Below are 24,500 nucleotides of genomic sequence, written 5' to 3' on the forward strand. Positions count from 1 at the left end.
ATCCTATGTCATTTCTTGCTAACATATTCGGCGATCCAAATAAAAAAATTATAGAAAAACTTCGTCCAATCATTGATCGTATCAACGGACTCGAAGAGCAGTATGCGGCACAGTCAGATGAGCAATTAAAAGAACAGACAGCTTTATTGCGCAAACGGCTTGAGAATGGAGAAGACCTTGATTCGGTGCTACCCGATAGCTTTGCACTCTGCCGCGAGGCATCAAAACGCGTACTCGGACAGCGGCATTATGATGTGCAGTTGATGGGTGGCATCATGCTCCATAGGGGATACATTGCAGAAATGCGCACCGGTGAAGGCAAAACACTCACTGCAACACTGGCAGTATTTCTGAATGCTCTTGAGGGTAGGGGCGTCCATGTTGTAACAGTGAATGATTATCTTGCGCGACGTGATGCCGCTTGGATGGGAAGGGTCTACCATGCGCTTGGCTTATCTGTTGCTTCCATCCAGCATGAAAGCGCGTTTCTCTATGATCCGGACTACCAACCTGAAGAGAGCGAAGTTGATGGGGAAGACTCCACGCAGACATTTCGTGTTGATGCCGCACACTTGCGCCCCGTTTCTCGGAAAGAAGCGTATAGTGCAGATATTACCTATGGCACAAATAATGAATTCGGCTTTGACTACCTAAGAGATAATCTGGTTGGGGATCTTTCGAGTATGGCACAGCGTGAGCTCAACTATGCGATTATCGATGAAGTTGACAGTATTCTGATAGATGAAGCGCGCACACCTTTGATTATCTCCGGCCCAGCCGAGGAATCGACCGAAATGTACAACACCTATGCGCGCGTTATCTCCCGCCTCAAGGAAACGGAAGACTATACAGTCGATGAAAAAATGCGCGCCGCAACATTCACGGAAGAAGGAATGAAAAATATTGAAACCATACTCGGTATGGGCAATATTTACACGCTCCAAAATCTTTCCGCAGTGCGGCACTTGGAACAAGCGCTCAAGGCAAGAGCGCTTTTTAAAAAAGATAAGGATTATGTTGTAAAGGAAGGAGAGGTGATTATTGTTGATGAGTTTACCGGGCGCCTCATGCATGGGAGGCGCTACTCGGAAGGATTGCATCAGGCGATCGAAGCAAAAGAAGGCATGCGGGTGCAGCGAGAGAGCAAGACCTACGCAACCGTTACGTTTCAAAATCTTTTTCGGCTGTACGGTAAACTTGCAGGCATGACCGGTACAGCAGCAACCGAAGCGGAAGAGTTTGCGAAAATCTATAAACTCGAAGTGGTAACCATTCCTACGCATCGGGATATGATCCGCAAAGATTTATCCGATCGCATTTACAAAAACGAACGGGGAAAGTTTTCAGCTGTCGTGGCGGAAATCAAAGAACGCCACGCCAAGGGGCAACCGGTTTTGGTGGGCACTATTTCTATTGAAAAAAATGAAATGCTCAGTGCGCTTCTTGAACGCGAAGGCATTCCCCATACCATTCTCAATGCAAAGAACCATGAGCGGGAAGCGGAAATTATTGCTCAGGCCGGCCGCGCAGGCGCTGTGACAATCGCAACCAATATGGCAGGGCGCGGGGTTGATATTATTCTCGGAGGAACGCCGCCGGACGACGACGAAGTCGCAAACGTACGCCAAGCGGGAGGTTTGCATGTACTGGGAACAGAGCGGCATGAATCGCGTCGGATCGATAATCAATTGCGCGGGCGTTCTGGGCGTCAGGGCGATCCTGGTTCGACACAATTCTACATTTCCATGGAGGATGACCTCATGCGCATTTTTGGTTCAGAACGCATGAAAAAAATGATGGACACGCTTGGTATTCCTGAGGATATGCCGATTGAAAACAAAGTTGTCAGCGGAGCAATCGAAGAATCGCAGCGCAAAGTTGAAGGGCACAATTTTGATATCCGTAAGCACTTGGTGGAATATGATGACGTTATCAATAAACAGCGAGATATTATTTACAAAAAGCGCCGCGAAGTTTTGGATGTATTCGATCGGGAAGTGAAAAAAATACAATCAGAAAAATCACTCAAAAGCATGATCTTAGCAATGATTGAAGAAGAACTAGAGCATATTGTTGCATTTCATACGAATGTTGATGCGGGAGGGGATGTGAATCTTGATGAAATCGCAGCTGTTGTGAATACGATAGTCCCGCTTCCACCAGATGCTACAGAAACGATTAAGCGCACCTACCAGACTGGCGATAAACTGACGTATACAGAATCTCGTACGCGGATCATTGAGTATTTGTATGGCATTGCCAAGGAGCGGTACCAAGCGCTCGAACACGCAGTACAACAGACGCTCGAGCACATGCAGCCGCAGGTAGATGGAGCGCTTTTGTTTCGCTCGATTGAAAAGGATATTCTCATTCATGCGGTGGATACGCTATGGATGGAACACTTGGAAGCAATCGAACACTTGAGGGCGGGTATCAGCCTTCGCGGCTATGGGCAGCGCGATCCGCTGGTAGAATACAAAAAAGAATCATTCAGGCTATTTAGCGAATTGATGAATCTTATCAACCGCGAAGTTGTGTATACTATTTATAAAATCGGCGCTACTCCGGCTTCTCCGACCTCATCGGTGCAGCAGAAGCCACTGCCCAAAAACCTGCAGTATTCAGCACCGCAGAAAACAGGCGACAGTGGAGCGCAGCAGCAATCTCAAAACAGCAAAGTTGGCCGCAATGATCCCTGCCCCTGCGGCAGCGGCAAGAAGTACAAGAAGTGTCATGGCGCGTAGGTATGCAAGAAAATAAGTCCACATTCATTATGGAACTTCAAGTCGGAGTTAAAATTCTTCTGAAAAATAAGGAAGGGAAGTACCTTCTCCTTCGTCGGTCATTGGAGAAATATCCCGAAGTGAACGGCCGATGGGATTGTGTCGGAGGAAGGATTGTTGCGGGTACGCCTCTGATGGATAATCTGCGGCGTGAAGTACGGGAAGAAACAGGATTGGAAATCATCGGAAATCCAAAACTCATTGCTGCTCAAGATATACTCAAGAATAATGACCGCCACACTGTGAGATTAACCTATAGTGGGAATGCAGAAGGTGAAGTGGCATTGGATACAACCGAAAATGACAGGTATCAATGGTATTCTTGGAATGAACTGATTCAGCTTGATGATGTTGATGTGTATGTTAAAGAGCTACTGGATAGCGGGATCATTCGGTAATGTGAGCCATAAAACTTATTTTCTATGCGCATTCATGATTCTATTCGCGTAGTGTGCTTTGGCGGGGGAACGGGGATGCCCTCGCTTCTTTCTGGCTTGAAACATAATCCCTTACTGGATATCACCGCCATTGTCGACATGTTCGACTCGGGCGGGAGTTCTGGTATATTGCGCGATCAGTATGGCATTCTGCCGCCCGGAGATATCTTACGCTGTCTTTTGGCATTGTCCGAAGATGAAGTGTATGCACGTAAGTTGTTGCTGAAGAGGATACAAAACCACCACGAGCCCGGGCACACGGGGGGCAACCTATTGTTGTATGCGTTTGAGAAAGTCTACGGCAATTATTTGGAAGCCGTTGATGCTTTAGCACAAATTCTTTCCGTGCGCGGGCGCGTCATTCCGGTAACGCTTTCGCCAAGTACGCTGTGCGCGCGCTACACCGACAGCAGTATTTCAAAAAAAGAAACGAATGTTGATCAAGGATTGTTTGAGGGAAAGGAAATCGCGGAACTTTTTCTCGACCCGCCTGTCCAGGCTTCATGCGAGGCGCTTGCTGCCATTGCGAAAGCCGATGCTATTTGTGTTGGTCCCGGGAGCTTTTATTCGAGCGTACTGTCAAATTTTTTGCCCGCTGGAATACGCGATGCTGTGCAAGAATCGCGCGCTCCGATTATTTGTATTGCGAATTTGCTTGCTGAAGGAAAATGTATGAAGGACAGCTCGATTATGGAATTGGCAAGAATTATTGAAGGAATGGTCGGCAGAAAAGTATCTGCCATTATTGCAAATAATACAGCGCCTACCCGCGAAGTTGCAGCTGCATACGGGGCCGAACAAAAATATCCCATTCTTCCGACCGAAAGCGATCATGCAGACCCACGCCTCTGTACAGCGCGCCTATGGAGTGATGTGTCAATCGCTCGCCATGATTCAGCGCGCCTCGCAAGCGTGGTAACCTTTTTAATAAGTAAACTTTTAGGCAGATCTAAGTTGTGATGTATGACCCTGAAGTATTGACATTTTTTATTAATTCAATAAAGATACTGCTGAGTGATTCATTATTATTCATAGTCATAGTATAGTATGGAAGATACGAATTTTATTACAAATGTCGCAAAAGCAACCCGCCAGGAGCTTATGGATGGGTAAAAGGCGTTATTAAAAAAATACAGTGAAGCGAATACTACTAACGCGAAAGTACAACCCGTGCAAGGAGATGTGTTCGCCGTAGCGAGCAAATATACCGGAGAGGCCGATATTCGCGCACATGTCGCGACACTAAGGACAGGTCTTACCATGACCCTGTCAGAGGTTGAAAAAAATCTCTTAGAAAAATTCAAAGAACTCAAAGAATGTGATGAAATGCTTACAGCACAGAAAACAAAATTAAAGGAGCTGTATGAAATTGAAGAATCGGCAGGTGCACTCATTGCCATGCTCCAGGCTCGTGAAGATACAAAGCGGAATGCAGATCGGGAAAGGGTCGAAACAGAACAGAAAAGAAAACGCGATGAAGAAGAATATGCATTTTCATTCAGTTTCCAAAAACGGAAAGATAAAGAAGCCTATGAAGCAGAGAAGCGAAAATTAGAAAGCGAACTTGAAACAAAACAAGCGGATTTTGATCAGCGTCAGAAAGAATTTGCTGCAAAGGAAGATGAGCTTGTTGCATTGCACACACAGGTGCAAGAATTTCCCGCGACTCTTATAAAAGAAAAAAAGCATACAGAGGAGCAGGTTGCCGCAGCAGCGGCAAAAGATAAAGAAATAGTACTCCTCATTGCTTCAAAAGAAGCTGATGCGCTAAAAACTGTTCTTGAAGGGAAAATTGAGACGCTTCAAGCGACAAACGAAGAATGTAAAAAACTCATTACAAGCCTCCATGAACAATTAAAAGCAAGCCATGTTCAAATCCAAGAAGTTGTTCTCAAAAGCATAGAGAGCGCAGCGGGTGCAAAAACGCTTGATGCGGTCAATAAGCTTGCATTGGAACAGACCCGTTCATCAGGTGGACGGAGTTAGATTGTAGATACAACTTTAAGATGAGGGAGTGATGTAAAATCTTTGATATTTTTTGTAACGAGTGTTGCGCTATATTCTAATGCTGTTGCTGCAATAAGCAAATCGGCTTTGCCGCGCCGGCGGGTACGGGAAAGAATGCCTGCTCGTATTGCGATTGCCATTGTGATTGGAAAAATGTCAAGGTGTTTAAGAGCCGTGTCAATGCGCCTTTGTTCAGAGTCTGACATTCCGGCAAGTGCGTAGAGTTCCATGACAGTAACAACTGAAATAGCGATAGAGGTGGTATCGGAATGCGGCACTGGAATAGTCCCATTAAGTATGCCGATAACATAGTTGCTATCCAAGAGAAAACACTCTTGAAAAGCAGAATACGCTAGCGCCATAGTTGTTTTCGGATACGCTCAATATCTTTCGGCGCACGTTTTTTTTTACTCCACATTCCTGAAAGAAGTTTCAAGGCATGTGCTGCATTGGGAGTTTTTTGTCGGAGAGAAACGCGTGCTTCGATAGTGTTAACTCTTGGTGATACATTCATAGATAGATAGATAGATATGGTATGTCCTAGTTATTCTACGACAGAGTATTCTGCCGGTCAATACGCTTTTTGTGGAAATAAAAAAAGACCTCGGAACTGGAGTGTTCCGAGGTGGTTGCCGCGTGTTTCGCGGGTGCCATGAGATCTGGCGGTTAAGGTACGATGTTGTGACTTCGAGCTCTTGCCTGGCTGGCAGTCGGGCTGCTCTGCGTTGATGCGGCCTAGAGGTCGATCGACGTTTTCGTCGAGTCTACGACAAACGCCTCCGACCCATCGGCATTGCCCTGCCGACGGATGCCCGGACCGGTCTTGGTCATCCGGCTGTTCAGCCAGAGGATCAAGTTGGGCGACGAGAAGGCGATGTTGAACCGCTCGCCTTCGACCATGGAGTCCGGTGCTAGGACACCGAAACGCGTGGCGTAGGCTTCCTCGCGGATGAGGACGGGACCGTCGCCGATCCCCCAGCCCACTCTGTCGCTTTTCAGCTTCTTGTCCCAATTGTTAATTGAGACTTCCTGCTGGCCGCCCCCGGATTTTGCGTCCTTTATCATGATGAACGTGTTGGCCGAGAACTGGATGTGGAGGCCGCCTTTGTCCCTCCAGATCCAGTGGTACCCGTCCGAAGATGGGTGCCAGCCGGTGTTCGGGTTGGTCTGGGACGGTGGGTATACTCCCGGGTTGGCGGCATTTGGGGTACACTCGTACCCCGGTTGGCACCACCCCGGTCTGGTCGGGTAGGGATTCGGGTAGTATGGGTACATTGGCTGGCACCCGATGCCAGCCAATGCCGCCACCGCTCCGAGGAGCAGGATGGCGGCAAGGACGAACCGTTTCATTGCTATCCTTTCACCCCGCGCACGCCTCTTAGCGAGTCGTGCAGTGAGCGTGCGCGGGGACTCGTCGAAGTGGGTCGCTAGAAGTGGATGCTGGTAGTCAACCCGAGCGACACGTTGTCGCCGGGCTTGCTGGGAGCGAGGATCTCGAGTCCGGCCGTGACGGAGTCCGTCACGTCGAAACCGAGGCCCACCCCCGCCTGCGCCTTGAGGTGCTTGGTCGGATCGAAGGCTGTCGCGCCGGCCGGGAAGAGCTGCCGGCCCTGCCCGACCACGTGGACGTTGAGTTGCGGCAGCTGGCTGAGTGGCCGAATACCGAGTTCGAACCGCGCGCCGTTGGAGGAGTTGGGCAACGACGACGCTATCTTGGCGCGGTGATACCACCGTCCGTGATCGCCGTTCCAACTGGTGTAGATGTTCACGGGATTGGTGGCCAGCGAGCTGTCGCCCTGGAGGAGAAAGTCGTACGAGACTCCGGCCTCCAGCTGGTTGCTGGGGTCGACCTGGAAGCGCAAGCCCACGAGGGGACCCGCCACCACGGAATCGCTGGCGACTTTGTCGCGCCAGCCCCATGAGTTGTCGCGGCTGTAGCCGGTGTGGAGCCCTCCCATGAGGGTCCACTTGTCGTCGATCCGGACACCCCCCTTGAGGTCGGCGCTGCCGGCGCTGGTGCTGCCGCCCAACTGGCTGTTGAGCGGATTCCACGTCGTGAGATCCTGTCCCAACTGCAACTCGACGTTGCAGCAGAAACCACTCACGTTGCCGTAGCTGGGGTGGGTGTTGCCACTGTCGCTCGACGGCTGGCTGCCGCCGCTCGATGCCACCATGGTGGTATTGTTGCCGTTGCTGGCGCCGCTGGCTGCGGCGACGACGTGGGTCGTATTGCCGTTAGCGGGCTTCCAGCCGAACGGGTAGTTGCCCACCCGCAGGCCAGTCACCTTGCCGCCGATGACCGCGTTGATGTCCGTGTAGCCATTCGGGCCGAGCAGGATCCGGTATGTCGGGACGCCGTCCTTGCTGGGGACGAGTCTCGCCATTCCCGGCGGGATTGTCGTGATGTTGGCGAGCGCGGGTGCGGTGATTAGCCGCTCCCGGAGGCTCTGCCCCATCCCGATGTCCCGGAGAGTGGTTGCCGATGCCGCGCTCTGGAGGAGCACGGCGAGGATGCCCGAAAGGGCAATTGCCATGAGGCCGCGCATGTAGTTACCTCCTTATGCGTGCGGCGTTGGGATACTTTGCGTTTTTTCACTTTTCAGCAGGACTCACGCATTCGAAGAATAATGAAATCTTTTTATGTCAGTACTCATTTTTTTGAAACAGGTATTTTTCTGCTGAAAAATCCTTCTTACTCCCGCCGTCGCGGTCCGTAGGTTCCAAAAAATGAATACCGCCATAAAGATTTCATTAGCTCTCTAGAGTAATTTTCTCCAAATGCGGTAGTCCTGCTTCTAATTGTCAAATTTCGGTGTCATTGCCGATGAAAGGCGCTAAAAACAGCCTATTCAAAAGACATAATGACTTAGCAGAAGTATAGCACAAAAATAGGAAAATGTCAAGATAGGAGCGGTGGTTATAACGATTTTTTGAATACATTTTGTACTCAGGGGTATTGACAAATCAAAAAAAGTATGATATCATAAGCTTCAATCGCTCCTGCCCTGAAAAGCTCGAGCAAGAGTTCCTCAATCGCGCGATCGAGAAAGGATACCCTCATGATCCGCACCAACCCGACGGGGTTGGCGGGGATCGCTCTGTCGATGGTCGTAGCCGCGTGCTCGACCGTCCCAACCGGCCTGCCCCCAGGCATGCCGGGAGGAGCGACCCCCCCAGCCACGTCCCCCCCGGCGTCGGGATCGACGTCGGCCTCCGTCCCGCTCCTGCCGCCGGCTCCGGTGGCGTCGGCTTCGACTCCCGTAGGGATGCCGACTGCGACGCCAACTTCGGTTCCGGCACCAGGCCTCCTGCCCCTTCCCATGTCGGGCGACAAGAAGCTGAGCGTCAGCTTCGCGTCCTCGACAGTCAAGGCTGGCTCGTTCAGTCCTGGTGTCGCAACTCTCGATGTGAGAGAGTGGATCCCGCAAGCGGGGAAATTCACCCTCACCGGCAGGATCCTTGCAGATGGCCGATGGAAGGCCGTTACGCAGGAGTACAGTGGGAATCCCCCTCGAATGATCTTTTTCGAGGTGGAGCCCGTGTGGACTCCGGGAAAGGTGACTGGTTATTTCACAGTAACTGGTCCGAACGGCGACCTCACAATCGTCGCAACGTCGGACTTCACTGTGGAGGCTACCACAAGCCCGACCCCGGTTCCCACCACGGCTCCCACTGCGGCACCGACCCCGGTTCCCACCACGGCTCCCACGGCGGCACCGACCCCGGTTCCCACGCCGACCGCGAGCCCCTCGGGGACAGGCGGTCTCTAGGGACTGTCGCCACACAACGGCACATGGTGTGCCAACCCCCGGCCCTTTGCAAATGCATAGGGCCACTTTTTTTATTTTACCCACATGTGCTCTTGATTTTTTTTCAAAAACATGTCAGGATAAAGCCTTGTCGGCTAAGCCGACGTTTCATAGACATAATCCTCATATGCATTCAAAGGCATCATACTTTTTTAACCATTGGAAAACTATCCTTGGTTTTGCGCTTATTGGCGCCGTATTGGGGTTGGTAGGAAGTTTTTTGCGCCCTCTCGAATACAGCTCGACATTGAGTTTACTTATCGTACCCAAAAATATCAGCACAGCGGATCCCTATACGGCGCTGCGCTCCATAGACCGCATTGCCGATAACCTTTCCCAAATAGTCTATACGTCTACGTTTTTTGATAAAGTGTTTTCCAAAAGCGCCGGTCCCGACCGCGCGCAATTTGGGTCTGATGAAATTAAAAAACGCAAAAAATGGCATCGATCAGTTGCCGTCAGTATCAACCGCGGCACAGGTCTGTTCAAGATTACAGCCTACCACCTGCAACCAATTCAAGCTCGTCTGTTGGCGGAAAGCGTAGCGGATGTATTGATTGCCGAAGGATGGCAGTACGTGGGTGCTGATTTTGAAATTAAACTTGTCGATGCGCCGCTGGAATCGCGCTATCCCGTGCGGCCAAACATACCATTTGTTGTTCTTGGCAGTATGCTTGCAGGAATCAGCGCAGGATTGATCTATGTCTTCTGGCACTATCACACACACAAACAGCGCATATTCGGGATTGGATAAGGCATTGCTGGCGAGCCTTGCCGGCCTTGTCTCGTTTGTTATCGTCGAGATTTTGCTTTCACCCGTTTGGGCGTTGGCAGTATTAGCCGTTATTACTATCGCAGTGTGTTCTTGGTATCGGCCACTGTGGGTTGTGTGGGCGATTGCCGCTGTGCTGCCATTCGAACCTTTTGTGCTCAAGTGGGTGGGGGATGAACTCTATATTGCTGCACGCTACGCAAGCGAGGCGCTGATCTATATTGTTGCCGGCGTAACAGTGATCCAAAAATGTGTTCAGGGGAAAAGGCTCTCATTGGGTCCACTTGCGTTGCCGCTTGCAACTTTCGCTGGTATTGCAGTGGCGAGTGCGGTTGCCAATCACAATACACTGTTCGATAGCGCTATGGGTCTGCGGCAGATATTTCGCTATATGCTACTGTATGTCGCTGTCGTGTTGCTAGCTCCCCATGAGAAATGGACGCAGGGAAGTATGATCGGCATTGCAGGAATAGCATTGTTTGAAAGTGTGCTGGGTAGTGTGCAGGCACTTACCGGTGGCAGTCTTGATGGGTTTCTCATGCCGACGGGACAAAAGTTTATAGAATCAATCACACTCACCATGGGTACCAGCGGTTTTTGGCAGGAAGGGCAGCGGGTGTTTGCCACCATGGGGCGTTACGACCAATTGGGAATATTTTTATCGTTTGTACTTCTTCTTGTTGTTGGATTTCTCTTTGAGAATACCAACCGGAAACCCTCACGTTTTTGGTGGTGGGTGCTTGGCGCAGGATGTGTTGCACTTGTTCTTACCTATTCGCGCGCAGCATGGTTTGGTTTTGCAATCGGGTTTGCGGTATGCGGCATAGGGATCAAGCGGAATTGGCGCATTGCCGCAGGCTATATGGCCGTGCTACTACTTGCCGTTGCAATGTATGCATCCTTGGGGATAGCACAGCACTATCGCATTGATCTGCCGAACCAGACGCTTACTGAACGTCTTTTTGAAAGTGTTTCTATTCAGCGTATCTTGGGGGAGTACTATGCATTGGGGCGCACGTATTTTTTACTCCATGTTCCCGTAAACGTACTTGAGCATGCGCCGCTTCTGGGTGTTGGCCCCGGCATGTTTGGCGGGGGCGCAGCTGCAGCGCTGCATAATACGGAAAAATATGCAGAGTTGAACCTGCCTTACGGCATCAATGGCACGGAAGGATATATCGACAATAATTGGCTTTCACTCCTCGGTGAAACGGGATATCTAGGCGTGGCGGCATACGCACTTATACTCATAGTATTGGCACGAACTGCATTGCGGGTGCACCGATCAAGCCAGTCGCCCCTTATGCGCGGGCTTGCTCTTGGATACTGTGGAGCATTGGCGGCATTTGCTTTTCAAGGATTTTTTGCAACCTATTTTGAAGTGCGGACACTGGCGCCCTATATCTGGATATTCGGAGGAATACTTGCTGCAGAAGACATGAAAATTCTCGTATGAAAATTCTCATCGCACATAAATATTGGTTCCCTCGTGACGGATCAACAACGCACGTCTTTGACCTTGTTGAGATGTTGGTATCCCATGGGCATACCGTGATTCCGTTTGGCATGCGCATGAATAGTGACGAAGCACAGATGTGCGAACACATTCCGCTTATCAAACAACTCACGGATCGCTATACACATTTTTTTGTGAGCAGGTGCGATTTCAACAGTGCTAAAGGAATTATTCAAAAAATACATCTCTTCTGTAGGATGCTCTACTCGCTTGAAGCAAAGAGAAAATTTCGTGCACTAGCAATCCAAGAGCGTCCGGATATTGTCCATATCCACAATATCTACCACCACATTTCTCCATCCATTCTCGATGTATGCAGGGAGCTAAATATACCGGTAGTGCAAACAGTTCACGATTACAAACTGGTGTGCCCCAACTATAAACTTTTTGCCCGTGCCGCTATCGACGAGGGATGCTTGAAAGGAAATTATTTTCATGATGCATGGAACCGCTCTGTGAAGGGATCAATTCTTGCCGGCATGGCATGTGCGATTGAAATGACTATTCATCGAGCACTTGGTATGAATACAAAAATGATTCAGAAGTGGATTGCGCCCTCATCTATTGTTGCCGAAAAACTCATACAGGGGGGATATTCAGAAACCAAAATCTACACGCTTAATCATTTTGTAAAGAGTGCCGACGATAGTAGTGATCACATTCAAAAAAAGGATTTCCTTCTCTGTGTTGGCCGCCTATCCGAAGAAAAGGGATTTGATGTTGCACTAGCTGCGCTGAAGTACCTTAGTTTGCCGCTTGTTATTGTTGGCGATGGCTCTGCTCGTGAATCATTGGAACGCCATGCGGCAACGAGCGGAGTTTCCGATCGAGTGCATTTTGCAGGTTTCCAGCCCCGGGAGGAAGTACGGCGGTTGATGGCGTCCGCACGCTTCGTACTTGTGCCATCCCGATGGCATGAGCCGTTCTGTTACGTTGTGCCGGAAAGCTTGTTTGCACACACGCTACCGATAGGATCCGATATTGGAGCATTGAGAGAATTGCTTGGCGCAGTATCAGAAAAACTTTTAGTTCCAGGAGGCGATCCTATTGCACTTGCCGGAAGGATTACCGAGTTGCTCGGCAATACGGCGCTCATGGAAGATCTTATCAACAAAGGCATACAGCACTATGAAAATATCTGTTTACCTCAAGTATATTACGACTCACTCATGAATGTATACCGCGAAGCCGTGCAAGAGTTGAAAACGGACAAGATTCTCTGATTACGAAACTCCGCCCAGGTGTTCGTCTGGCAGGTTTTTGACGAGCGACGGCGAGGAATCTAAGCAATTTTCTAGCAGGGAAATTGCGGCCCCGACAGATGAACACCTGGAGCGAAGAGTTTAGAATTCGGGAAGCCTTAGGCAGCCTTGACAAGTAGCTTCTTTTGTGGTTAGGTATGGTTCACTATGAGAATAGTCATGATCGGACAAAAGGGCCTTCCTGCCCGCAGCGGAGGTATTGAGCGCCATGTGGAAGATTTGGCTCTGCGCTTGGTGCGCGAAGGGCACGAGGTAATTGCGTATTGCCGGTCTTCTTATGTGGGTGACAGGGGAACACAAAAATATTATGAAGGTGTTCACTGTATTACCGTTCCTACTATTTGCAGTAAGCATTTTGAAACTGTCATTCAAACATTTTTTGCATCCATTCATGCACTCTTCATGCATGCTGATATCATCCACTACCATGGTATCGGCCCGTCTCTGTTTGCGTGGATCCCTCGACTGCTTGCTCCGCGCTCACGCGTTATCGCAACATTTCACTGCCAGGATTATTTTCACCAAAAGTGGGGTTGGTTGGCCCGCTGTGTTTTTCGGCTAGGTGAAGTGGTTTGCTGCACATTGCCGCATCGCACGATTGCCGTATCTCAAACAATTCAGACATATATCAAAAAAACATACGGTAGGGATGCAGTGTACCTTCCCAATGCCGTTGTGCTTCCCTCGCACGAGAAAAGCGATACGCATGTGCGGCAATTTGGACTTTCCAAAAACAACTATATCCTTCTTGTCTCGCGCCTTGTGCGGCACAAAAATATTCATTTTGTCATAAAGGGATACCAAGTCATGCAGCGGCGCGGTAGTGTATTGCCGAAACTTGCCATTGTTGGTTCCGCATGCCACACCGATGACTATGAAGCAGAATTAAAAGCATTATCTGCAGGAGATCCGAATATCTTGTTTCTTGGAGAGCAAACGGGCGAACCACTAGCCCAGCTTTACTGTAATGCACGTCTCTTTGTGCATGCTTCCCAGAGCGAAGGTTTATCTTATGCTATCTTAGAGGCAATGAGCTATGGATGCCCCGTGCTCGTATCTGATATTGCAGAAAATGTTGAAATCCTTCATGCAGTCGGCACAACGTTTGCCGCAAATAATATCAAAGACTTTATTTTCAAACTGAACGCATTGTTGGTATCGGAGGGTGCGCCGATTGCCTCTGCGCAAACATACAAAAGCGTTATTGAACGATTCTATAATTCTGAAACGGTTTTTTCGCAAACGCTTGCTCTCTACCGGCAATTCAAAGAATGCTAGCATGGCGCTGGCGAAAAGGCATTTGCATTTTTCTGGAGACTTTCTTATACTACCATTCGTTGCGGCATGGATAGCGTATGCGCCGCTTTTTTCTTGTATACATTAGGTTACTTACCATATGAAGCAATCATCAAAAATGCGCCTCTCTCCGCGCGCAAAGCTCCGTTGGATTATCGCAGGAGTATTTCTCCTTACACTTATTGCAACAGCCTACAATAGCATTGAATTTTATAATGCCAATAAAGGCGCACTCGAAGCGCGACTCCGTACGGTTGAGCCTCTTAAAGGTATTTCACTCCCTGAGATTCATATTCCCGTCTGGCCCGCGGAACGCTTTAGGCTTGGACTTGACCTTCGCGGAGGAACCCATCTTGTGTATCAGGCTGATCTGGCAAAAACAGCTGCAAAGGACCAGACTTCCGCGCTTGAAGGCGCGCGAGATGTTATTGAGCGGCGCGTGAATATGTTTGGCGTTGCAGAGCCGGTTGTACAAACAGTAAAAGTAGGCAACGATTATCGTATTATTGTGGAGCTTGCGGGGGTAAGTGATATTTCGCAGGCAATCAAGATGATCGGCGATACGCCGCTTTTGGAATTCAAAACAGCTAATCCGGCAAAAGATCAGCAGGTTATTATGTCATTGACCCCCGAACAACAGAAAGAGATCGATACATTCAATGCCGATAGGCGCGCAAAAGCAGAAAGTGTTTTGAAACAGGCAAAGGAAGGAGCGCAATTCGGAGAGCTCGCAAAAAGCTTTTCCGATGATGAACTTACAAAAGAAAAGGGCGGAGAGGTGGGATGGCTCTCGCCGGATTCCCAAGGAAATGCCCTCTATGATATGGCCGCAAAAGGAAAAACAGGCGAGCTGCTCCCCGATATTCTCACAGGACCGGATGGCCTCAGTATTGTGAAGGTCTTAGGGGCGCGGGATAATGGCGAAATAAAAGCAAACCATTTATTGATATGCTATAAGGGTGCACAGAGCTGCAGCAAGGAAACGTCAAAGGATGACGCGCGAAAACAACTAGAAGATTTGAAAAAACAGCTTACCAAAGAAAATTTTGTTGAATTTGCAAAAAAATATTCCACCGAACCGGGAGCACCGGAACGTGGCGGTGATTTGGGGTGGTTTGGCAGGGGCGTTATGGTCAAACCATTTGAGGACGGAGCGTTTCCGCTCGCCAAAGGCGCAATTTCAGATAGTATCGAAACTGCATTTGGGTATCATCTGATTTATAAACAGGATGAGCGGACAGTAAAGCAGTATAATGTTGCGCGGGTGCTGTTGAAAACAAAATCAGCTGCAGATTTCCAGAAAAAGCCCGACGAGTGGCTGGCGACAGAACTTACCGGTAAGCAGTTGAAACGGGCATATGTTGACTTTGACCCGCAAACACAGGCTCCCGAAGTGGGTTTGGAATTTGACGATGAAGGAAAGAAATTGTTCGGCGATCTTACAGCGGCAAATGTTGGTAAGGAAATTGCCATTTTCTTGGATGCTCAGCCGATCAGCATTCCGCGAGTGAACCAGCCGATCAAAGAAGGCAAGGCTGTGATTACCGGAAATTTTGCGCTTCAAGAAGCAAAGCTTTTGGCACAGCGCTTAAATACGGGCGCGCTGCCGATTCCTGTCACACTCATCAGTCAGCAGACAATTGGAGCAAGTTTGGGAAACGAATCACTTCAAAAGAGCTTACAGGCGGGACTCATCGGATTTGCGCTTGTTGCACTGTTCATGATCCTGTTTTATCGCATACCCGGCCTCATAGCCGTGATCGCTCTCTGCATGTATGCAATGCTTACCCTAGCGCTTTTCAAGATCTGGCCGGTAACATTGAGCCTTGCGGGTATTGCGGGTTTTATCCTTTCGGTCGGTATGGCTGTGGATGCGAATATCTTAATTTTTGAACGCATGAAGGAAGAGCTTCACTGGGGAAAGAATCTCGATGGAAGTATTCGTGATGGGTTTAGGCGTGCATGGACATCTATTCGCGACAGCAATATGTCGTCATTGATTACGTGCTTTATCCTCTTCTGGTTTTCCGCAAGTCTTATCAAAGGTTTTGCGTTGACGCTTGCATTGGGTATTGCATTGAGCATGTTTACCGCGATTGTCATTACACGAATGCTCTTGCGTTTGGTATCCGGCTGGAAACTGCGTAACCACGAATGGCTATTTAACAATACAAAAAAGAACGTATGAAAACATTCAACATCATCAACAAAAGGTATTTTTGGCTTTCGATTTCGGCAGGCATGCTCGTAGTTGGCATTGTGGCATTGGCGCTTTGGCAGCTGAAGTTCGGCATCGATTTCACCGGCGGAAGCCTTTTGGAAGTTGCATATTCCCAATCGCGGCCCCCATTGAAGGATTTGAACGGCATACTTGAACACGCAGGCATTAAAGATGCGGAGATTAAACCATCGGGGGAGAGGGGCGTTATTTTCCGTTTTAAAACTGTTGACGAGCCGACACATCAGGCGATCATAGCTGGATTGAAAAAAGAGGACAGTGCTCTTGTTGAACGGTCATTCGATTCGATCGGGCCCATCATAGGAAGCGAGCTCAAACAGAAATCGATTATTGCCATTGTGCTGGCACTTGTGATGATATTGCTGTATATCTCGTTTGTATTCCGAAAAGTATCATTTCCTGTTGCTTCGTGGAAATATGGCACATGTGCTATTATAGCGCTCTTCCATGATCTTCTGTTTGTTCTTGGCATATTCGCATTCTTGGGACATTTCGGCGGCATTGAAGTGAACAGTTCGTTTATCCCGGCATTTCTGACGGTTCTTGGTTTTTCGGTGCATGATACGATTGTGGTATTCGACCGTATTCGTGAAAATCTCACCAAATTCCGCGGGGAATTCGAAGATATTGTGAATAAATCTCTCAATGAAACAATTGTTCGCTCTATTAATACGTCGCTAACAGTGCTTCTGGTGCTTCTCGCCATTTTCTTTTTTGGCGGTGAAACGATCAAAACATTTTCCCTCGCGTTACTGTTGGGTATTGCCATCGGAACCTATTCATCAATTTTTGTTGCATCACCAATGCTGGTGGCATGGAATGAATGGGAAGCAAAACATAAGAAGTAGTATGTAGAGAGATAGCATCTAATCCCTCCGCGATAATGCCTCATGTGTGGCATTGAAATTGTGAGTAAAAAGTGCTATACTATACCTATATGGAATTTTTGCTCGACTTGATTCCAAATTTTTCTAATCCGTTTTCCGCAATGTGGTGGATGTTAAGCGGGGGCGGTTGGTTTATTATCCTTCTCATTTCCGTCAATGGCTTGTGGAAAATGTGGCTGAAAGACAGGCGCGGAGCCTATCTTGGGGCTATTGATTATGTTTTTTTGGCCATCAATGTTCCCAAGCAGACAGAACAGCCTCCGAAAGCGATTGAAAATTTCTTTCTTCACATGACAGGGCTTTTCAGCGGCAAAGGAACGCTTATCGATCGATTTTGGAAAGGGAAATTACAAGACCGTTTTTCGTGCGAACTCATTAGTCGCGGGGGATTTGTCCAGTTCTATGTCCGTATTGCGGCTAAATACCGGCCATTACTTGAAGCTTCTATTTTTGCCCAGTATCCCGATGCTGAAATCACTGAGACGACCGACTATGTGCTCGATGTTCCTCAGTATTGGCCTGATGAAAATTATGAAATGTGGGGATCGGAGCTTGTTCTTACCAGGCCCTATATGTATCCCATCAAGACGTATATCAGTTTTGAAGATAAGCTTTCAGGAACATTCAAAGATCCACTTGCAACTTTATTCGAATACCTTTCAACGCTTAAACAGGGTGAGCAGGCATGGATCCAAATCGCCCTCGTTGCAACAGATAATACATGGCACAAAAACGGCCTTGATGAGGTGAAAAGGCTTATTGGGCAAAAAGTTTCCCACAAGAGCAGCGCCATTGATACGCTTACCAAGGGTCTGTTTGGATGGGTAGTGAATCTTGCACATGAGTTTACAAAAGAATTATTCGGTTTTGCCGGCAGTGGTCCGGGTGAGGGTGGCAAAGCCGCGGGAGGGCAGAACTATCCGAGTCTTATGCAATTTCTTTCTCCGGGAGAAAAAAATGTTTTGGAGCAAATTCAGATGAAATTAGCAAAGCCAGGTTTTTTTGTGAAAATCCGCTTGGTATATCTGGCGCCGCGGCAGATATACATGAAACAGCGTGCGATGGCAGGTCTTTTGGGCGCATTCAAGCAATTTAGTATTCTTGATTTGAATACCTTCACCATGGACGATTGTTCAAAAGTATCCGCAAATTATTTCTTTGTTCCCCAGCGCATAGCGAGGCGGCAGAACAAGCTTATGCGCGCGTATAGGAATCGTTCGGCTGTCGGAGGGCATCCCCCCTATATTCTTAATGCTGAGGAGCTTGCAACGCTCTGGCACTTCCCTATGATAGACATTGCCGCGCCGTTGTTGAGTAAAACAGCAAGTCGGAGGGGTGAACCGCCCAAATCACTTCCACTTCATGAGGTTGCCACTGCACCATCGCGCGCACCACTTCCTTCGCTGGAAGAAACAGAAGACACGCCAGATAATATTCCTTTTCTATGACAGACATTACACCGGTTGGCATTGCAAATTTCAGAAACCACAATCGGCGGTTCGGTATTAAAACCGACGATCGCCGGCGCCACATGTATATTATCGGTAAAACCGGCATGGGCAAATCAACCACGCTCGAGAATATGATCATAGAAGATATTCGCATGGGCAGGGGAGTTGGCGTTGTTGATCCTCATGGGGAGCTTGCTGAAACGATCCTTCGGTACATTCCTTCAAACCGCGTTAACGATGTTGTGTATATCAATCCCGGGGATATGGACTATCCGGTCGCGTTTAATATTTTGGAAACTGTTGACGAGCGGCATAAGCATTTGGTCGCATCCGGGCTCATGGGGGTATTCAAAAAAATCTGGCCAGATGTGTGGAGCCCTCGTATGGAATATATTCTTAACAATACCCTTCTCGCTCTCTTGGATTATCCGGGAAGCACCATGCTTGGCGTGAATCGCATGTTGGCGGATAAGCCCTATCGGCTTAAAGTTATTGAAAAGATAAAAGACCCTATCGTCAAGGCATTTTGGGTGAGCGAATTTGCAAAGTATAACGAAAAATTTGCGACAGAAGCCATTGCTCCTATTCAAAATAAGGTAGGGCAGTTTTTATCTGCTTCTATTATTCGCAATATTGTGGGTCAGGTGAAGTCGACTATCAATATTCGCGACATTATGGATGAAGGAAAGATTTTGATCCTCAATCTTTCCAAGGGAAGAATCGGCGAGGACAACAGCCGCCTGCTAGGGGGTATGCTGATTACCAAAATTCAGCTTTCAGCCATGGAGCGCGTAGATGTGCCCGAAGAAGACCGCCGCGATTTTTTCCTCTATGTTGATGAATTTCAAAACTATGCTACGGAAAGTTTTGCGAATATTTTATCTGAGGCGCGAAAATACCACTTGAGCTTGATTATGGCGCACCAATATATTGAGCAACTTGACGAAACTGTTCGTGCTGCCGTGTTTGGCAACGTCGGAACTATTATTACATTCCGTGTCGGTGCCGGAGATGCGGAATTTTTAGTGAAAGAATTCACGCCGCGTTTTATTGAAGAAGATTTGGTGAATTTACCCAAGCATGCCTTCTATATCAAACTTATGATCGATGGATTGGTATCCGATCCATTTTCATCAAACGGATTGCCGCCGTTTCCCAAAGAAGATATTACAGGCAACGAGGAAAAGGTCATTCGTGTTTCGCGCGAACGCTATGCAAAGAAACGCGAGCTTGTGGAAGAAAAAATCACACGGTGGACAGAGAGTATGCAGGAAGAAGATCGCAAACGCGAAGAACAGCAAGGAGAACGGATGACATCGCGGGATCGTTTTGACCGCGGTTCAGATAGACGTGACAGACCGCCGATGCGTTCGCGTCCTCCGCGTAGAGACGATCGTAGAGACGATCGCAGAGATGACCAATTTCAAGATCGTCCGCGCGCTCCCCAAGGAATGACGCATCCTCCTAGTCCAAGAAAAATACAACCAGCTCCAAGTCAGCCACCAATTTCTTTGACAGATTTAGCTGCAAAAAAACCAACGTCGTTTACAGGGCCAAAAAAAGCGCAGTAACAGCCCAACACTGCTGTCTATGCATGAAAAAAATGAAAAACTTCAACGGTACATCCGCATCATGATGGAAAAAAAGACGGTTGTGCCGGCAGATGAGCCGATGATGAGCGTGAGCGAAGCGAGTAGTGCGCTCGCATTTTATTATGAAAAAATTAGAAACATTATTGATTATCAAGATGAGCATTTGCTTCGGCAAAATGCCATTAAGCGCATTTTAAGCCGCCGCCTTATTTTTCAAGAATCTCGTTCAGATATAGCAGATGCGCTTGTTAAAGAACTTATCAGATCACGCTATTTTTCCAATAACACCATACCTACATCAGCTGTTGTAAAAGTAGCGGAAATTCTTGACACGTTTGTTGGCGTTGCGGAAACACTGCGGCAAAACCATAAACTTTCCGATGCTGATGAGGAGTGGTTACTGGGAATGTCTGCATGCGCCATTGATGAACTGCTCGCTCCGCTCACAAAGGAAGAAGCGCTTGTGCATTTGATGTATGAACAGCTTGTCGATAGCGTGGAAAGCGGCGTGGAGGATGATAAACTGCGCAGACAGCAAGTGTATATTGCAACGTATCGCGTATTGCTCAGGCCCGATGCACTACGCCTGCGATTTTTTGTTTTGAAACACACATTTCCGGAATGGACGGCATATGCGAAAAACCACAGTGACCTATTGACGGAAAGCTATGAACGCACGCGCGCAAGCATTGAAGCGCTTATTAAGCATCCGTTGAACCGCAGACTGACCCAAGCATTTCGAAGATTCCGTATCCCGTTTTTTATTTTACACACCATTATCAAAAAGCATGGGAATGCAGTACTTGAACAAGATACCCAATTGGAAGCGGAGATAACACGCCTCTGTGAATCACTCTACCAGATGCAGAAAAAACGCTTGGTATCCCGTACTATCCGCGCATTCGTCTATATTTTTCTTACAAAAATGGTTTTGGGGTTTGCTATCGAGTTGCCTTACGACATTCTGACGCTTGGTCATGTCAATTCACTGCCATTGATCGTGAATGTTGTCTTTCCACCGGCACTCTTACTTGCTATTACGCTTTCTGTAAAATTTCCTAAAAAAGATAATACGGCAATGATTGTGACTGCAATAAAAGAAATGATCGATGTGAATGCGCCCATGGCGGTATTTACTCCACAGCGATATCGTGAAAAAAAACGCTCACGTACGCTTACTGTTATTTTTACTATACTCCACCTTGCGCTGTTTGCCGTTTCATTCGGCGCTATTATTTGGGTGCTTCGAAAACTGCAATTCAATGCTGTGAGCGGGGTAATTTTTGTGCTCTTTGTCTGTCTTATCACATTTTTCGGCGTCAGTCTAAGGCGCTCGGTTCGTGACTTTATTATTATTAAATCAAAGCCAAGCTTTATTGCGCTTTTTTTCGATTCATTCTTTTTGCCGATTATTCAAGTCGGGCACTGGTTGTCGTTCAACATTTCCAGGATTAATATTTTTATCTTTCTCTTTGACGTACTTATTGAGTTGCCATTCCAAGCACTGGTGGAAATTACGGAAGAATGGTTTTCTTTTTTGAAAGAGAAAAAAGAAGAAATAGATTGATAGCTCCGACTTTTTGGTACATATGGGAACAATAGAAGTGATTGCAGGCTGCATGTTTTCCGGGAAAAGCGAAGAGCTGATTAGGCGCTTGAAACGCTGCATGATCTCCCGCAAAAAAGTGCTTGTATTCAAACATACCATAGATGAGCGATGGAACAGAAGCGAAGAATTGGTTAGCAGGAATGGTGCATCGTTGACAGCAATTCGTACTCATGAACCATCATATATACTTGCACGTTCAGAAGAAATGGATATTGTCGGCATCGATGAAGCACATTTCTATGACAAATCGCTTATTGGTGTCATTGAAGCGCTTCGCCAAAATAGCATTTCGGTAATTATTACAGGTCTTGATATGGATTTTCGCGGTGAGCCATTCGGTATTGTACCGCAGCTCATGGCGATTGCAGACCGAGTAGATAAGCTTGATGCTGTGTGTATGCTATGTGGAGAGCGTGCAACGCAATCCCAGCGGCTTGTTGATGGAAAACCGGCGCAGTATGGGAGTGAACAGCTTGTTGTGGGAGATGAGGAATACCAGGCACGCTGCCGCAAATGCCACGAAGTTCCCGGCAGAGAGCAGCTGCGGTTAATTGCCGAGCAGTATTGACAAAATATGTTTTTCGCGCTATTCTAATGCTAGGTAAATGATAATGTACGCAGATACCGGATATGGTTATCGTGATTGGGGTTATAATGAACCTTGCGCACCGTACATCCCTGATTGTTCGCACATTCATACGCAGATACCCGGAGCTGTCCGAGTGGAGGAAAATAAGGAAGGCCCCTTTGCTTATATAGCCTATGTGAATGAAATACAGTATCTAAATGGTCCTGAAGAAATTAACGGACAGCATATAATCTACCGTCTTATACCAGCCCGAATCTAGGGCTTTTTTTATGCCGCATAAAGGAAAAAAAGTTTTCGTCGCTCTGTCGGGCGGAGTTGATTCTGCCGTAGCAGCGCTTTTACTAAAACAACAGGGATTTAACGTGCGTGCCGTATTTATGCGTGAGTTTGATTATGTAGATATAGTGCCAAAAAGTTCTGCATTGCTATCCTGTGCCCAAGAAGACGATCGGCTTTCAGCTCAGGCGGTTGCAGAGCACTTGAGTATCCCCTTTGAAGCGTGGGATTTTCGAAAAGAATATTTTGACCATGTCGTTCAGTATTTGTTTGACGGCTACAAAAAGGGCATAACGCCAAATCCGGATATCATGTGTAATACGCATGTAAAGTTTGGAGCTTTTTTGAAGCGTGCTCGAAAAGAAGGAGCAGCCACTATTGCTACCGGCCACTACGTTATAAAAAAGAGCACACGAGAAGGTTTCCAGCTTCATATCGCAAAAGACCGAAATAAAGATCAATCGTATTTTCTCTATGGACTCATGCAACAGCAGTTGAATCGAAGTCTGTTTCCTCTTGGAAATCTTCTCAAGTCTGAAGTGCGTGACCTCGCCAAAAAAGCAAAGCTGCCAAATTGGGATCGTAAAGACAGTCAGGGCATTTGTTTTGTAGGTAAGGTGGCAATGAAGGATTTTCTCAAAGATGCCGTCCGTACTAAGAAAGGGGCGCTTCTTACATGTGATGGCCAACAGGTGGGGACACACGATGGAGCAGAGTATTATACGATAGGGCAGCGGCATGGGCTTGGATTCGGCGGTGGAGCAGATGCCTATTATGTTGTTGGGAAAGATATTAAACAAAATGTCGTATATGTGGGACACCAGAATGACTCCGCGCTGTATAAAAAAGAGTTGATATGCAAGGCTATTCATTGGATTGGCGCAGCGCCGAAGCTGCCATGCATTGTGCTTGCACGCATTCGCTACCGTCAGCCATTGCAACGATGCAGAGTGCAGATCGGTAGTAAAAGGGGTACATTGCATATAGTATTCTTTTCCAAACAGCGCGCCGTGACTTCCGGACAGGCAATTGTGTTTTATAGGGGGAGTGCTATGCTGGGCGGAGGAATTATAACAACAACTCCTGCCGTTGACACATTTCTTCGTTGATTGTTCCAGTGCTCGACGGCGTATAGGCTCATACGCCTTTCTCCACGCTTCACAATCGCTTCGAACTGCACTCAACAGCAGAAGTTGTATTGTGAAAAAGGCTTCTAGTCATTAATGTAATATGTCGTGTCGGTTTTGCACAATCATCAATGATGAAACAGAACATATTGTTGCGTATCGCGAACATTGTTTTGTGCTGCTGAGTAATCCTCGTCTTGTGCCTGGACATCTTCTGATTATTCCTCGCCGCCACGTTGAAAAGCCATCGGAGCTTAACCAAGAAGAGCGAACAAATTTTTTTGATACAGCACTTGAGTTTCAAGATTATATTCTTGGCTATGTGGCATCGGGATGCGACATGCGTCAGCACTGCAAACCTTTTTTACCGGAATCACTACTGAAAGTAAATCACGTACATGCCCACCTGCTTCCAAGAGAATTTCAAGACGAACTCTATCTCCAATCACAAAAAGATGATGAACATTTTACTGAATTGAGTGAAAAAGAGCGAGAACATTTTCTGATACTGTTTCGGGATAAGAAGCGGGGCGCGTGAATTTGACGAATAAGAATTTTTTTGAAACACTTATCTATATGAATTACGATACATCGTTACGCTATACAGCCTATTTTCAACCCACTGAAGAAGGAGGATATGTTGTAACTGTTCCCGCTCTTCCCGGGTGTGTAAGTCAGGGTAATACATTTGAAGAAGCAAGGGCAAATATAGCAGATGCAATCAATGGATATTTACGCATACTTGCAGAAGACGGGGATGAAATTCCGATTGAAAAAGAATACGTTGCTGCGCATGTGAGTGTTGTTTCGCCAAAGACATTTGAATAGCTACGCGTGTGTCGTACCGC

At 47.6% G+C, this 24,500-nt stretch carries 21 protein-coding genes; 17 read left to right on the forward strand and 4 right to left on the reverse strand.

Annotated features, from left to right (window positions below; genetic code table 11):
- Window positions 1-5: 5 nt before the first annotated feature.
- The 4 genes from secA (at window position 6) to AAB400_00270 (ending at window position 5,206) form a co-directional block, all read left to right on the forward strand.
- Entirely contained in the window at window positions 6-2,744 is a 2,739-nt protein-coding gene (gene secA, locus AAB400_00255) for a preprotein translocase subunit SecA (GenBank protein MEK7648333.1), read from the forward strand.
- Window positions 2,745-2,773: 29 nt separating this feature from the next.
- On the forward strand, window positions 2,774-3,181 hold the full coding sequence (locus AAB400_00260; GenBank protein MEK7648334.1) for an NUDIX hydrolase: 408 nt from the start codon (window positions 2,774-2,776) through the stop codon (window positions 3,179-3,181).
- Window positions 3,182-3,205: 24 nt separating this feature from the next.
- Window positions 3,206-4,180, forward strand: coding sequence for a gluconeogenesis factor YvcK family protein (locus tag AAB400_00265; protein MEK7648335.1), 975 nt, complete (start codon window positions 3,206-3,208; stop codon window positions 4,178-4,180).
- 210 nt (window positions 4,181-4,390) lie between these two features.
- The gene (locus AAB400_00270) at window positions 4,391-5,206 is read left to right on the forward strand and encodes a hypothetical protein (GenBank protein ID MEK7648336.1); all 816 of its coding nucleotides are present in this window, start codon (window positions 4,391-4,393) and stop codon (window positions 5,204-5,206) included.
- Here the strand turns inward: AAB400_00270 and AAB400_00275 are convergent.
- The 4 genes from AAB400_00275 to AAB400_00290 all read right to left on the reverse strand — a co-directional run bounded on the left by AAB400_00275 (window position 5,203) and on the right by AAB400_00290 (window position 7,761).
- Window positions 5,203-5,589, reverse strand: a complete 387-nt coding sequence (locus tag AAB400_00275) for a PIN domain-containing protein (protein MEK7648337.1) — start codon at window positions 5,587-5,589, stop codon at window positions 5,203-5,205. The genes AAB400_00270 and AAB400_00275 overlap by 4 nt on opposite strands.
- Complete coding sequence (locus AAB400_00280; protein ID MEK7648338.1) at window positions 5,580-5,741, reverse strand: hypothetical protein; 162 nt, start codon at window positions 5,739-5,741, stop codon at window positions 5,580-5,582. Before AAB400_00280 ends, AAB400_00275 begins: the two co-directional genes overlap by 10 nt.
- Window positions 5,742-5,962: 221 nt before the next feature.
- Entirely contained in the window at window positions 5,963-6,577 is a 615-nt protein-coding gene (locus tag AAB400_00285; protein MEK7648339.1) for a hypothetical protein, read from the reverse strand.
- A gap of 77 nt (window positions 6,578-6,654) precedes the next feature.
- Entirely contained in the window at window positions 6,655-7,761 is a 1,107-nt protein-coding gene (locus tag AAB400_00290) for a hypothetical protein (GenBank protein ID MEK7648340.1), read from the reverse strand.
- 1,402 nt (window positions 7,762-9,163) lie between these two features.
- On the opposite strand from AAB400_00290, the gene AAB400_00295 reads away from it, so the two are divergent.
- From AAB400_00295 to AAB400_00355, 13 genes are all read left to right on the forward strand, one after another.
- The gene (locus AAB400_00295; GenBank protein MEK7648341.1) at window positions 9,164-9,790 is read left to right on the forward strand and encodes a hypothetical protein; all 627 of its coding nucleotides are present in this window, start codon (window positions 9,164-9,166) and stop codon (window positions 9,788-9,790) included.
- Entirely contained in the window at window positions 9,738-11,264 is a 1,527-nt protein-coding gene (locus tag AAB400_00300) for an O-antigen ligase family protein (protein ID MEK7648342.1), read from the forward strand. The genes AAB400_00295 and AAB400_00300 overlap by 53 nt, the downstream gene beginning before the upstream one ends.
- Window positions 11,261-12,547, forward strand: coding sequence for a glycosyltransferase family 4 protein (locus AAB400_00305; GenBank protein ID MEK7648343.1), 1,287 nt, complete (start codon window positions 11,261-11,263; stop codon window positions 12,545-12,547). The genes AAB400_00300 and AAB400_00305 overlap by 4 nt, the downstream gene beginning before the upstream one ends.
- Window positions 12,548-12,733: 186 nt before the next feature.
- Window positions 12,734-13,864 (forward strand): glycosyltransferase family 4 protein, encoded by a 1,131-nt coding sequence (locus AAB400_00310; GenBank protein MEK7648344.1) that lies wholly within the window; start codon window positions 12,734-12,736, stop codon window positions 13,862-13,864.
- A gap of 118 nt (window positions 13,865-13,982) precedes the next feature.
- Complete coding sequence (gene secD / locus AAB400_00315; protein MEK7648345.1) at window positions 13,983-16,070, forward strand: protein translocase subunit SecD; 2,088 nt, start codon at window positions 13,983-13,985, stop codon at window positions 16,068-16,070.
- Window positions 16,067-16,969 (forward strand): protein translocase subunit SecF, encoded by a 903-nt coding sequence (gene secF / locus AAB400_00320; GenBank protein MEK7648346.1) that lies wholly within the window; start codon window positions 16,067-16,069, stop codon window positions 16,967-16,969. Before secD ends, secF begins: the two co-directional genes overlap by 4 nt.
- 89 nt (window positions 16,970-17,058) lie before the next feature.
- On the forward strand, window positions 17,059-18,456 hold the full coding sequence (locus AAB400_00325; GenBank protein ID MEK7648347.1) for a hypothetical protein: 1,398 nt from the start codon (window positions 17,059-17,061) through the stop codon (window positions 18,454-18,456).
- Window positions 18,453-20,030: a DUF87 domain-containing protein gene (locus AAB400_00330; protein ID MEK7648348.1), complete on the forward strand. Its 1,578-nt coding sequence runs from the start codon at window positions 18,453-18,455 to the stop codon at window positions 20,028-20,030. Before AAB400_00325 ends, AAB400_00330 begins: the two co-directional genes overlap by 4 nt.
- A 19-nt stretch (window positions 20,031-20,049) precedes the next feature.
- Window positions 20,050-21,618, forward strand: a complete 1,569-nt coding sequence (locus AAB400_00335) for a hypothetical protein (protein ID MEK7648349.1) — start codon at window positions 20,050-20,052, stop codon at window positions 21,616-21,618.
- 22 nt (window positions 21,619-21,640) lie between these two features.
- Window positions 21,641-22,228: a thymidine kinase gene (locus tag AAB400_00340; protein ID MEK7648350.1), complete on the forward strand. Its 588-nt coding sequence runs from the start codon at window positions 21,641-21,643 to the stop codon at window positions 22,226-22,228.
- A 290-nt stretch (window positions 22,229-22,518) separates the two neighbouring features.
- The gene (mnmA, locus tag AAB400_00345; protein MEK7648351.1) at window positions 22,519-23,634 is read left to right on the forward strand and encodes a tRNA 2-thiouridine(34) synthase MnmA; all 1,116 of its coding nucleotides are present in this window, start codon (window positions 22,519-22,521) and stop codon (window positions 23,632-23,634) included.
- A 121-nt stretch (window positions 23,635-23,755) separates the two neighbouring features.
- Entirely contained in the window at window positions 23,756-24,190 is a 435-nt protein-coding gene (locus AAB400_00350; protein ID MEK7648352.1) for an HIT domain-containing protein, read from the forward strand.
- A gap of 38 nt (window positions 24,191-24,228) precedes the next feature.
- Window positions 24,229-24,480 carry a type II toxin-antitoxin system HicB family antitoxin gene (locus tag AAB400_00355; protein ID MEK7648353.1) on the forward strand — a complete coding sequence of 84 codons (252 nt, stop codon included), beginning with the start codon at window positions 24,229-24,231 and terminating at the stop codon, window positions 24,478-24,480.
- The last annotated feature ends 20 nt before the right edge of the window (window positions 24,481-24,500 follow it).

It is taken from the genome of Patescibacteria group bacterium (assembly GCA_038065255.1).
Lineage (GTDB): Bacteria > Patescibacteriota > Patescibacteriia > JACQRZ01 > JACQRZ01 > JBBTRI01.